Genomic DNA, 8,652 nt, shown 5'->3' with positions numbered 1-8,652 from the left:
ATATATATTAATATTTGTATTATTAATATTTGTATTATTCTCATAGACATTTTTGTCTATAGGGGTATGGACATTTTTGTCTATAGGGGTATTATCACTTTATTTTTCTTTTATAAATAATAAAGTGGATAACGCCAAATTTACGTTATCCTACTTAAATATTATTTAAATCTATTTTGAATCTCTAACAACTTAATTATTATTTCATCTATTTTCTTATTTTCCATTTTTATTTTCCTTTATTTTAGTCCTATTATATCTAATAACAAATCCGAAAAGAAAGTTTAAGAACTTTTCATCATCTATTTTATTAATACCTTTAATAATGATCTCTTTCTTTAATTCTTTATCCATTATCTAACCACCCCAAACCTTATATATATTACTGCTCCCTTTAGGGTTGGTTTAACCTTATGAGAATTACACTTCTCTATGTAGTTTTTTAATGTATTAATGTTCATTGGTAATTAATCCTCCTTGAATTAACCACCCAATTAAGATATAATCTAATTAGCATGTTAGGTCTATCCTTATTGGGTGGGCTTTTTTTTATTGCTTATTTTCTATGTAATCTAATACAACTTTTCTCACAAATGTAGCAGTTTTAAGATTTTCTTTTTCTGCTTCTTTATCTATTTTTTCTTTTTCTTCTTGTGATACTCTTAATTCTATTCTGCTATTTTTCATTTTCTCACCACCTTTCTTGATTTTATTGTACGGTATTTGTACGGCATTGTCAACAACTTTTTTTATTTTCAGATGTTACTATTAAGGACATCTGAATGTTTAATTTACTCCCCTATTGCTCAAAAAATAGCCATAGTTACAGTTGGGCAAAAAAGTCTATTTGTATAGATGAAAATATCACAATAAATAAAAAGTATTATGACACCATGTTTAGACATCAAAATAACTACTTAAAAATTATCTTCCAAACAACGGTGTCATTACTTGAAAGTTTTTATACTATTATTAAACTGGAAATTAATACTTTAAATTTTTATAAAGAGCATAAAGAGAAATTGCTATCAAAATCTTTGATAGGCTAGGCAAAGCCTAGTATTTCTGCGATATCAAAAAAATTTCCAAATGTCCCACTTTGGTACACAAAAACCGTATCAAAAACGTACCAAATATTCCTAACCTGCACATGGTTTCATAACTAAACTAAAAGGAATTTTCACGTGGTTGAATAAAAATACATACTATTCTGTTGTGGCTCTTTCCAGTAAATAATCACTTAGGTTTAACTTTTATCTTGAAGAAATTTCTTCTGTTAAATATTTGCTTACACCACGTGAGCAAATAGATATTTCCCCATTTTCATCAACTTTATCTATTCTTTTTCTATTGGGGTAAATCACCCCTTTAGGATTAGGAGATGTTGAATATCCTAAAGCCATTCCAGTTGAATAAAGTTCAATTAATTTATGAACCATATAAGAAATATTGTTTTTATATGTTCATAAATTAATTTTAAAACATAATAAAAACTGCGTCATGTATGAAAATGAGCAGTTTTTTATTAAACCCTTGATATTACTAGGTTTTAACGAGCGAAATTTTTCGCACGGGTATAATTAACGCAGTTTTCTTTGATAAAACGCGCATATTAGAAAACGGAGGTCTCCGTTTTCTAATATTTTAATTTTCTGCTCCAGCAACTCAATTAAATCGACTGACATTTTCGCTATGTCTTTAAAACATAATGAGTTATAATTTTTTAATGACAAAAGGGGGTCGCGTTTGGGGACCCCCTTTTAATTTATTACTGAAATCAAATTTTGACTTTAGTTATAGGTTAAGTTTTTCTATTTTGACCTAATGCACTAATTTGGTGCATCAGATTTTAACTTTAGGTATTGGTTAAATCGATACCCTTTTAATAAGTCAAAACATTGACCCATTAAAATATTTTATAGAACGTAGTTATATGATTAGAAGAAACAGAAAACAAAAAATATAAGATAAAGAAGATAACAAGAAAATCGTATTTTCTCGTTATCCTTTTGAACGATAAGGAAATATATAATTATATTACTAAAACTTATTATTGTAATATACTTTAGTAATATAGAATTTTTCTGTATTACTAAATATTATTTTATATTATCCAAAGCATATTTTAATAAACTACTAACTATATCTTGTTTTTTATAAATCTTATATCTATTAAATACCCTTTCTAACTCTTTATATACTTCTAAGTCAATTTTAAATGTTTTAGTTATAGTATTTTCATAACTCTTGATAAAGTTTTTATTATAGTCAAGGTCTTGACTCTCCAAATATTTAGCTGAGTGCAAGTTTGCACTCTCTAATATTTCAACTTTTTTCTCTAGTGACTCAATTCTTTTTAAAATTAAATTTATTTCGTATGGATCACTAGCTTTCTTTTTATTTTTCATAGCTGAATTTTCAGCCTTGATATTTTTATCTAGGTCGCTGTCGTTTTGAGCGACAGCGAAATTTTTCGCCGTCCTTTTTTCTATTTCAACTGAACAATTTTGTTCGTTTAAGCACCAATCCTTTTGAAGGATTAGGTCTTTTTCTATATTTCTATCATTCGCAATATATTGCGAAAAACCTATTATTTTTTGACCTGTTCTTAATAACTCAAACCCATTAGACTTAAATCTATTTAATATAGTATTTTTTGATATTCCTATTTGCCTACATATAGCATTAAAATTATTACTCATTAGCTTTAATTCATTATTAAAATAATCAACTTGACCTTTTATATCTAATTGATTAAATTCCTCTCTATTCATTCTCATACCCCTTTTTATTTATATTACTTTGATATACTTTTATAATATATTATTGCATATAAAAAGAGATAAGAATACTCTTCCTATCCCATTAAAACAAATAAAGCCATAGAATAACTCTATGGCTCGTTTATATCTTGAAAGTAAAGGCAGGTGGTAATCTGCATCTCCTACCGCTTATGCGTGGTGTCGGCTACCTGTTCCGACCTCTGTTACTTTCATTACTATTCTATTTCTTATTGTACTTCTATTTTACCTAAATTTCTATTTATTTATTACATTCATAATGATAAATTAAACCGTATTTCTCCAAATCAACTTTCATATTTTTAGGCCCTTTATTATGTTCTTTCAAATACCATTTAACATATGACTTCGGTATCATATAATCAATATAAATAGCAATATCATCAACCATAAACTCTCGTCCTGGATTTCCTTCTAAATTCATATTTAAACTATCATAAAATTTATAAGCTAAATCTAATCTATCTAATTTATTTAATTCCTCTGCACTTCTAAGTATTTTTCTACCTTCTGATTCATCAAAGGTATTTACTATTGTATGCGATATATAATTCCCTAATTTCTGTACAAATCTTTTTTTATTAAAAATGTAAGTAAACACCACTAGGTCACCTCTATTTTAAAATATCACTTGTATAATCTAAGTTATCTATAAATCTATAGGTAGAAGAGGGAAACATACATATATTAAAGAGCCATTTCAGTTTACACTTTATTATTTATTATTTTTGAAACGTAAACTCTACTTATGTTTAGTTTTTCTGCGATTTTTGTATTATTAAATCCTTTTTCTTTCAACTCATTTATAGCCTTAAGAGTGTCTTGTTTCTGTTGCTCTCTTGATTCAAATAAGGGTAGTACTAATCATATAAAACATTATTTATATGTACCTTCGGGACAAAGACAACATACATATATTAAAGAGCCATTTTTTGACGAGGTAATTATAATTTTAATACCCTTCTTATTTTACTCTCATTTGTCCCTAACTTTTCTGCAATTTTAACATTACTTAACCCTTGTTCTTTTAATTCTAATACTTTAATCTTTAATTCTTTTAATTCGGCTTGTTTTGAAGTTAACCCTTCTGAATTTCTTCTCTTTTCTCTTCTTTGAGCATTATTATTCTCTTGTTTTATCTTTTTTGACTTTAATGTAATTAATTCTCTTTGTTCATCTTCTGAAATATCTAACCATTCGATAATAGTTTCACTTTTTGGTAATACCTTCTGTCCTTCTTTATGCTCTTCGACCTTTTTAAGTCCATTTCTTACAAATGATTTTAATTCAGCCAAAGAAGTATATTTTTTAGATTTAATTCTACTTGCTACAACTTTTATTTCTTGTAATGTTTCCTCATAATTTGAGTTATTAACTAGAATATAATATGTTGTATAAAACATTAGAAAACTATTTCTTATTCCTGTTAAATCATACTCCCTTAATTCCAATATCATTTCTAAGTCCTTTAAACGCCCATAATTTAGTGTTGTTTTACTCTTTAATAGTTTTATACCTTTTTTACTTTTCTTTTGTTCTGTGGCTTTCTGTGGCTTGTATGGAGTATATATATTATATAACTCATATAAGTCGTATAACTCATGCTCATTATTAACTAAACATTTTACTACTTTATCGCTTTTTGAATTAATAGTTCCTTCTATCCTTAAAACTCTTGACGGGTCTTTTACTCTTTTATCAACTTCACCCATACTATTTAAAGCATTTTTAAAAGTCTTAATTAAATAATTTTGTAATCTGCTCCAAACATTCATATTCTTTTTGCTTGTCCCAGCATAATCCTTTATAAACCATTTAATATGTATTCCTCTTCCTGAAAAAATTATTTTATGTGGTTTTGGGATTACTTTCTCTTTGACTAAATTATTAATTAATTCTATTATTTCATCAGTGTTATTTATTTTATCTATATCTATATATAAAGTTCTTAACTGTAATACATCTTTATTGGTTCTTGTATATGTATTGCTTATAGTATTTTGAGTTGCGTATACATCATAATATCCACTGTATTTATTTATAGCCTCTTCAAATTCATCATATTCAATACATTCTAATGGTTGTAATTCTCCCATCATTCCAATATATATGTGTGTATATCCATTAAATAATCCTTTTTTATATTCTAGTTTTAATGCTCCCATTTTTATTAACCTCTTTTCATCTAGTTAAATAAAAAAGCCTTCTAGGTATTATTATCCTAAAAGGCTTGAAAATTCTTTAACTAAATGCTATAATTCCCTTAGTTAAAAGGCTTCATGCTTCTTAGGTAGTCCGTTTACCTATTAAGTAACTTTTAAATATATTTGCGGTATATTTGAAAGTGCGAGGTCTTTTTTTATTTTTAAAATTATTATATCATCACTTTTCCAATTTTTCTACATTTTACGTTTATACTTTATATTAAAATCAATTCTATCTTTTTATTCCCTATTTTTAATCATCATAAAATGTATCTTTTTGATAACAAGTGAAATTTTTTCTCTTTATTTTGATATTAATTTGAATTGAAATGAAGAGGTTGGGAAGTTTTTTCTTTATATTCTTCTCCTTCTTCCCATTCTTTTTCTTTCTTATTACATTCTTTATATATTCTTTATCATTCTTGTTTGTTTTGTTTTGATTTTGTTCTGTGTTTGCTCAGTGTTTTTTCTGTGTTTCTTTTGTGTTTCCAACACTCTGATAAAATCTACTATTTCCAACTGTTAGATGTGTTTTCTAAGATAAGAAAAAGAGGACTCGGAAATATTTCCTTGTCCTCTTTTTTACATAACAACAAAATTGTTGTAAGTAAGAATATATTAAATAAATATGGTGGGATATTTCGACCTGTCATAAATAAATCATAAAAATTAAAATAAAAAAGTTACATCAAAATTGATGTAACTTGATCTGTTTTATTCTAAAAATAAGCTAATCTTCAAACATAGATTTAACCTCTGATAAAGAATATCTAACCCCATCATCTTTGACTTTTCTTTCTTTAATAATACTATCTATCTCATAGTATTCAATTAAATTAGACAGTTCTTTAAGACTTTCATATTCGTTTATATCTATTAATGCTAAATCTGGTTTATTGTTCTTAAAAATAACTAAATCTTTTCCTGCTTTTGCTTCTTTTCTAAGTTTAGAAAAGTTCTTTACTATCTCACTAGCTGATACAATACAATCTCTTTCTATTGCCATTGCCATGAGAAACACCTCCCAAATTTTGATTTCACATTATTATTTTATCCTAAAATTAATACTTTGTATACAAAATACATAAAATAGTACATAAAATAATATATAAAATAATGCATAAAATTATATTTTTTTATTTTGGAGCATATAATATAATGTATATAGGAATAAAATTCCTATATAATCAAAAGAATTATAGAAAGGAGAAACATATGACAACTAGATGTGAAGTTTCATTTACTAATGAAACTATCAATGATTTAAAGGAACTACCTAAAAATGTTAGAATTGAATGTTTTGCTAAATTAGATGAACTTGAAAAAAACATACATTTAGGAAAAGCTCTTCAAAACTTAAATGGAATAAATCTAGAGGGTTATTATGCTATCTATGTTCATGAAGCTAAATATAGAATAGTTTATACAAAAGTTAATAATTCATATGAAATTGTTAATATAAAAGAAGTGAACAAGCCTATAGCTGAATTAGTTGCTATAGGAAAGCGTAATAATAAAGAAGTTTACAAAGAGGCTTTTGAAAGAATTTTAGCAAAGAAAAAAGGGAAATAAACTCCCTTTTTATCTTTTATTTATATATCTATTTAAAGACCATAAAATATTATTTAAATTTTATTATTAAAAGTGTTTTGAATAATACTCGGAAATATTTCTCTCGTTTAACCAACGCCAAATTGACAGTGGTTAATTATAAAAAATAGTATTAACTTTCATAATTAAACTTTTCTCCATCAAAACTGGCAATAATGTTTATTAATTTCTGTCTATTTTGCTCATAAAATAATTTATCTCCAGTTAAAAAGTAAATACATAGTAAACTTAAATCTAACATTTCAATTGGATCACTACTCTTGTTAATATCAATTCTAACTTTTTCACTAGCTTGTATCTTTTCTGCATAATATTTTTTAATATCCTTTAATGTTCCATCATAAGCTATATAATCTTTTCTTAAATTCTCTTTCATTCTTCTTTTTCCTCCAATGCTCCCCAGTGAAATATTTCTCTTGGGTATTTGTTTTTATATCTTTATAAAAATATCCTATAAGCTACTTTATCACTATTCAAATTGGGATAGTCCTACTTTTACATTCACTCATGTATTTCTATATTAAAGTGAGTGATTTATGTTCACCCACTTTTAAATTCTTCTATTATTTTTTCTAACTGTAAATTACATCTGAGTGAACAAATCGTTCCCCCAGCTAAAACAAGTCTTTTTGAAGGACTTATTTTTTTGCTTTGATGAGTGCAAGTTTGCACCGATTAAAACGCTACATTCAAAATACAATAATTAGTCCATAGTTTGGTATACCATATGTATACCATTTGGATACACAGGTTAGGTTAGATTAGGTAAGGATAGGATAGGTTAGGTTAATATAATACTAAACAGATATATCCGTTTAGTTTGTCTAAAATATTTATAATATATATTTTCTTTCTTTATTTCTTTTTTCTAAGATAACGACGTCGGTCAAGTTATCTGAAGATAAGTCGGTCGAGCAAACCGACCCACTTTTAAATTCACTATATACTTATAACTTAGATTTATTTAAGCCTTTAACTCATAATTTAAACCTAGTATCGGAATTTCATTTCCGAATTTTATAACTACTCTTTCCCAACTTATCGGGAAAAAATTCGCCATCTTCATAATAAATTTTCAAAATAAAAAAATATTCTAAAATGCATAATATGCACTTTAGAATGCCTTTAAAAAACTATTTCAGAAAAATCCGAGGTCAATTTAATTGACCACGACTTAAATTTTAAGATATATGATGCATTATCTTGATACATGACCCTGTGATTCATCGGGTCATCTTATATTTATAAAATTCAGATATTACTAATTGTCACTTCTAAAATCGTCAATACCGATTTTAGAGTTAATAGTTAAATTTCCGTTGTTGGTATTTCCAACACCTAAACTATTTAATGTAAGAAGAGGGCAGCAAAATATTTTGCCATCCTCTTCTAGTTATATTGATACCGTCAAATTGACGCTTTCCCCACATGTGGAGATTTTTTATATTGCAACGGTGATTAAAAATAACCGTTGCAATATATTTATTATTCCTCATATAATTTAATCCATCTGTAAAGAGTTGCTCTACCAACGCCTAATAACTTAGCCATTTCTACTTTTGTTATTTCTTTATTTAACATTTTGTCATAATATTTTTTAAAGTCTTTCGGTAGATCACTAACTTTCTTTTCTTCTCTACCAAACCATTTACCACTCTTGGTAGCAACTTCACCAGTATTTGATTTTATCTCTTTTAATCTTTCTATACTCTGTAATGTTCTTTCCTGGATAGTTTCCCTTTCCATTTCTGCTATTGCTCCAAATATACCTATTAATAACTTATAGGTTGTTGTGCTAGTGTCGATACCCTCTTTTACTAAAATAACTCTAACGCCTTTATTAATTAATTGCTCTACTATCTCAATTAAGTCCTTTAGGTTTCTTCCTAATCTGCTGATACTTTCACAATAAAGAATATCTCCTTCTTTTAATTCATTCATCATTTTAATTAATTGTGGTCTTTCTTTATTCTTTCCAGTACATTTATCTATATATTCCTTATCATACTTTATATTTAATTTATCTAATTGATATT

Annotated in this window: 11 protein-coding genes; 1 reads left to right on the top strand and 10 read right to left on the bottom strand. The window is 26.4% G+C overall.

Annotated features, from left to right (window positions below; translation table 11 throughout):
• Nucleotides 1–216 precede the first annotated feature (216 nt).
• The 8 genes from J7G74_RS05955 to J7G74_RS05925 form a co-directional block, all read right to left on the bottom strand.
• The gene (locus J7G74_RS05955; protein ID WP_297133097.1) at nt 217–354 is read right to left on the bottom strand and encodes a hypothetical protein; all 138 of its coding nucleotides are present in this window, start codon (nt 352–354) and stop codon (nt 217–219) included.
• Between the two features lie 195 nt (nt 355–549).
• The gene (locus J7G74_RS05950) at nt 550–687 is read right to left on the bottom strand and encodes a plasmid mobilization protein (protein WP_297133094.1); all 138 of its coding nucleotides are present in this window, start codon (nt 685–687) and stop codon (nt 550–552) included.
• A 566-nt stretch (nt 688–1,253) separates the two neighbouring features.
• On the bottom strand, nt 1,254–1,439 hold the full coding sequence (locus J7G74_RS05945) for a hypothetical protein (RefSeq protein ID WP_297133092.1): 186 nt from the start codon (nt 1,437–1,439) through the stop codon (nt 1,254–1,256).
• Nucleotides 1,440–2,099: 660 nt separating this feature from the next.
• On the bottom strand, nt 2,100–2,774 hold the full coding sequence (locus J7G74_RS05940; RefSeq protein ID WP_297133090.1) for a hypothetical protein: 675 nt from the start codon (nt 2,772–2,774) through the stop codon (nt 2,100–2,102).
• Between the two features lie 268 nt (nt 2,775–3,042).
• Nucleotides 3,043–3,402, bottom strand: a complete 360-nt coding sequence (locus J7G74_RS05935) for a hypothetical protein (protein WP_297133087.1) — start codon at nt 3,400–3,402, stop codon at nt 3,043–3,045.
• Nucleotides 3,403–3,506: 104 nt separating this feature from the next.
• The gene (locus J7G74_RS16905) at nt 3,507–3,599 is read right to left on the bottom strand and encodes a helix-turn-helix domain-containing protein (protein WP_443081643.1); all 93 of its coding nucleotides are present in this window, start codon (nt 3,597–3,599) and stop codon (nt 3,507–3,509) included.
• 146 nt (nt 3,600–3,745) lie between these two features.
• Nucleotides 3,746–4,966 (bottom strand): hypothetical protein, encoded by a 1,221-nt coding sequence (locus tag J7G74_RS05930; protein ID WP_297133086.1) that lies wholly within the window; start codon nt 4,964–4,966, stop codon nt 3,746–3,748.
• A 769-nt stretch (nt 4,967–5,735) separates the two neighbouring features.
• Complete coding sequence (locus tag J7G74_RS05925) at nt 5,736–6,017, bottom strand: type II toxin-antitoxin system prevent-host-death family antitoxin (RefSeq protein ID WP_195949465.1); 282 nt, start codon at nt 6,015–6,017, stop codon at nt 5,736–5,738.
• 203 nt (nt 6,018–6,220) lie between these two features.
• On the opposite strand from J7G74_RS05925, the gene J7G74_RS05920 reads away from it, so the two are divergent.
• Complete coding sequence (locus tag J7G74_RS05920; protein ID WP_297133080.1) at nt 6,221–6,577, top strand: type II toxin-antitoxin system RelE family toxin; 357 nt, start codon at nt 6,221–6,223, stop codon at nt 6,575–6,577.
• Between the two features lie 151 nt (nt 6,578–6,728).
• Here the strand turns inward: J7G74_RS05920 and J7G74_RS05915 are convergent, their stop codons facing one another.
• Nucleotides 6,729–6,992: a hypothetical protein gene (locus J7G74_RS05915; RefSeq protein ID WP_297133078.1), complete on the bottom strand. Its 264-nt coding sequence runs from the start codon at nt 6,990–6,992 to the stop codon at nt 6,729–6,731.
• 1,109 nt (nt 6,993–8,101) lie between these two features.
• Nucleotides 8,102–8,652 (bottom strand): recombinase family protein (locus J7G74_RS05910; RefSeq protein WP_297133077.1); only part of this gene is annotated, 551 nt, incomplete at its 5' end.

Source organism: Terrisporobacter sp. (genome assembly GCF_017888745.1).
GTDB lineage: Bacteria > Bacillota > Clostridia > Peptostreptococcales > Peptostreptococcaceae > Terrisporobacter.
The sequence above is the reverse complement of the archived record's forward strand: the minus strand, read 5'-3'. Positions and strand labels throughout refer to the sequence as shown.